This window comes from Arthrobacter sp. I3 (assembly GCF_000520575.1).
In the GTDB taxonomy this organism is placed as follows: Bacteria; Actinomycetota; Actinomycetes; order Actinomycetales; family Micrococcaceae; genus Arthrobacter; species Arthrobacter humicola_A.
In genome coordinates this window covers 1-2,965 of the sequence record NZ_KI914937.1, presented here as the reverse complement: position 1 = coordinate 2,965, position 2,965 = coordinate 1, and the positions used below count along the sequence as shown (strand labels likewise).

Sequence of the window (2,965 nt, the reverse complement as noted above, 5' to 3'; positions counted from 1 at the left end):
GGGTAGAGTTGATCAAGCGACGCGGGGTGGAGCAGTTCGGTAGCTCGCTGGGCTCATAACCCAGAGGTCACAGGTTCAAATCCTGTCCCCGCAACTGGAGAAAAGGTCCGGAACACTGGAAACAGTGTTCCGGACCTTTTGTTTTAAGCCGCTGGGGACGGTCCGGAAGCCGGGAAACCGGTCATAGGACAAAAGGGGCGACCGCTCGAGCGGCCCGGCCCGCAGTCCATCGACCTGGGTGGGCCGGACTGGACGCCGGCTGGGCCGGACTGGGCACGTGGTCAGGGCGGTCCGGAAACTAGGGTAGAGTTGATCAAGCGACGCGGGGTGGAGCAGTTCGGTAGCTCGCTGGGCTCATAACCCAGAGGTCACAGGTTCAAATCCTGTCCCCGCAACTGGAGAAAAGGTCCGGAACACTGGAAACAGTGTTCCGGACCTTTCGCTTTAAGTCCGCGGTGGCGGGCAACGCCGGCGGCGCCCCTGTGCCGGCTCTCAGCCGTCTTTGAGCCGCTGATAGGTCGCCAGCGCCCGCGCCCGGGACTCTGCAAGGTCCACGATCGGTGCGGGGTAGCCGGGGGCGGCGCTGTCGGCCTTCCAGGGCTCGTGGACGGTTTTGTCGTCCAGCGCTGCGAGCTCGGGAATGTACCCGCGCAGGTAACGACCGGCGGCGTCGAACTTCTTGCTCTGCGTGACCGGGTTGAAGATCCGGAAGTACGGCGACGCGTCGGCACCCGAGCCCGCCACCCACTGCCAGTTGGCCGGATTGCTCGCGGCATCGGCGTCCACCAGCGTGTCCCAGAACCAGGCCTCGCCCAGCCGCCAGTCGGCCAGCAGGTTCTTTACCAGGAAGGACGCGGCCGCCATCCGCACGCGGTTGTGCATCCAGCCCGTCTGCCAGAGCTGGCGCATGCCCGCGTCCACCATCGGGTAGCCCGTACGGCCCTGCTGCCAGGCCTGGAGCTCGTCGCCCGACGCCGGCTGCCATTGAAAGCGGTCGAACTCCGGCCGGTAGTTCCGTGTCGCCAGATCCGGATTCTCGTACAGCAGCTGCCAGCAGAATTCCCGCCAGCCAAGTTCGGAACGGAAGATCCCGACGTCGGCCGGCGCCCCCGCCGCAAAGCTGTGGCGCAGCGTGTGCCAGATCCGGAAAGGGCTGATTTCGCCAAAGCGCAGATGCGGGGAGAGCCGGCTGGTGCCCTCGACGCCCGGGACGTCGCGGCCGGTGCCGTATTCTGCGGCCGGGCCGTCCACGAAGTCCTCGAGGCGGCTGAGGGCGCCGGCTTCTCCTGGCGTCCAGGTGTCGGCCAGCCCCGGGCTCCAGTCCGGGCTCCGGGGGAGCAGGCCCCAGCTTTCGAGCGTTTCGCTCGCCGGCAGGCCGCCGCTGCGGTTGCGTGCAGGGCCCGGCAGCTGGTCCGGAGCCGCCAGCGGCTGCCGGGGCTCGGCACCGGCCAGGCAGGCCTTCCAGAACGGCGTGAAGACCTTGTAGGGGCCCCCGCTGCCGGTGCGCACGGTCCAGGGCTCGAACATGAGGTTCGCCTGGAAGCTCGTGGCGTTGAGGCCCTCCCCGCCGGCCCAGCTCTTTAGGCCGGCGTCGACGGCGCGTTCAGGGCCGCCGTAGCGGCGGTTCCACAGCAGGGCGTCTGCCGACGTTTCCACCGCGAGGTCCTGGATGACCCGGGCGGCGGGGCCGCGGCGGAGCACCAGCCGCGAGCCAGTGGCCTCCAGCGCTGCGGCCAGGCCGGCCAGGGAATGGTGGAGCCACCACTTCACCGCCCCGCCCAGCGGCCGGATGCCGGGTGACTCCTCATCCAGGACATAGACGACGGTCAGGGGTTGGTGCAGGGCAGCGGCCTCGGCCAGAGCAGGATTGTCATCCAGCCGGAGGTCATCACGGAGCCACACAAGGGTCGCAGACATGGATCCACGGTACACGCGCGCCCGCCGGAGGCGCTGGTGCGGTGAGACATGGGGCCATGCAGGGCACAACGAAGGCCGGGCCCCGGCGGGCGATCCTGAGGTGTCAGGTTCGGNGGTGTCAGGTTCGGCCGCCGGGGCCCGGCCCCGGGCGTGAAGCGTGCAGCAGTCCCGCGGAAGCGCCGGACCGGTGCGTCAGAGCTTGTCGAAGTCGGCCTCCTCGACCGTGGAACCGGACTCGGCGCTCTTTTCGCCGGTGCCGATGGCAGCGGGGGAGCCGCCGGACTTCAGCGCTGCCAGCCGGGCTTCGATCTCGGTCTGCTCGCCAAGATCTTCCAGCGAATTGAACTGGGCGTCCAGGCTCGACTCGGCGAGCTCCTGCTGGCCGCGGACCTTGGCTTCCTCGCGGCGGATCTTCTGTTCGAAGCGGCCCACCTCGGAGGTGGGGTCCATGATGTTGATGCTCTTGAGGGCGTCGTGGACCTGGCTCTGGGCCTGCACGGTCTTGGACCGGGCCACCAGCTCATTGCGCTTGCTGGTCAGTTCGTTGAGCTTGCCCTTCATCTGGTCGAGGCCGTGCTTGAGCTTGTCCACCACCTCGGTCTGGGACGCGATGCTCGGCTCCGCGGCCTTGGCCTCGTTCTCGGAACCCATCTGGCGCTGCAGGGCCACCTTGGCCAGGTTGTCGAACTTCTCGGCATCGCCGACGTCGCCCTTCGCCCGGTATTCGTCGGCCTTGCGCGAGGCTGCGAGGGCCTTTCTGCCCCAGTCCTGGGCGTTGCGGACGTCCTCGTTGTAGTCGTCCTGGAGCATGCGCAGGTTGCCGATGGTCTGGGCCACGGCGGACTCTGCCTCCGCGATGTTGTTCGTGTAGTCACGGACCATCTGGTCCAGCATTTTCTGCGGATCTTCGGCCTGGTCCAGCAGCGAATTGATGTTTGCCTTCGCCAGCTGCGCCATGCGGCCGAAAATGGACTGCTTAACCATGGTGTTACCTTTCGTCCTGCTCCGTTGTCTCACTGATTCCAGTGATCGATGATGTATCGCATCT

General features: G+C 67.4%; 2 protein-coding genes and 2 tRNA genes. 2 read left to right on the top strand and 2 right to left on the bottom strand.

Annotated features, from left to right (window positions below; all coding sequences use genetic code 11):
* Positions 1-20 precede the first annotated feature (20 nt).
* Positions 21-94 (top strand) — tRNA-Met (locus Y706_RS0114670).
* A gap of 227 nt (positions 95-321) precedes the next feature.
* Positions 322-395: transfer RNA gene (locus tag Y706_RS0114665), tRNA-Met, on the top strand.
* Positions 396-492: 97 nt separating this feature from the next.
* Here the strand turns inward: Y706_RS0114665 and Y706_RS0114660 are convergent.
* Together Y706_RS0114660 and Y706_RS0114655 are read right to left on the bottom strand one after the other, a co-directional pair.
* Positions 493-1,917 (bottom strand): cryptochrome/photolyase family protein, encoded by a 1,425-nt coding sequence (locus Y706_RS0114660; RefSeq protein ID WP_028277176.1) that lies wholly within the window; start codon positions 1,915-1,917, stop codon positions 493-495.
* A 192-nt stretch (positions 1,918-2,109) separates the two neighbouring features.
* A complete protein-coding gene (locus Y706_RS0114655; RefSeq protein WP_028277175.1) occupies positions 2,110-2,901 on the bottom strand; it encodes a PspA/IM30 family protein in 792 nt (263 codons plus the stop codon).
* Positions 2,902-2,965 lie beyond the last annotated feature (64 nt).

Excerpts from the sequence above, each read along its gene's own strand:
- Y706_RS0114660 (WP_028277176.1), bottom strand. The coding sequence starts at position 1,917 with ATGTCTGCGACCCTTGTGTGGCTCCGTGATGACCTCCGGCTGGATGAC.
- Y706_RS0114655 (WP_028277175.1), bottom strand. The coding sequence starts at position 2,901 with ATGGTTAAGCAGTCCATTTTCGGCCGCATGGCGCAGCTGGCGAAGGCA.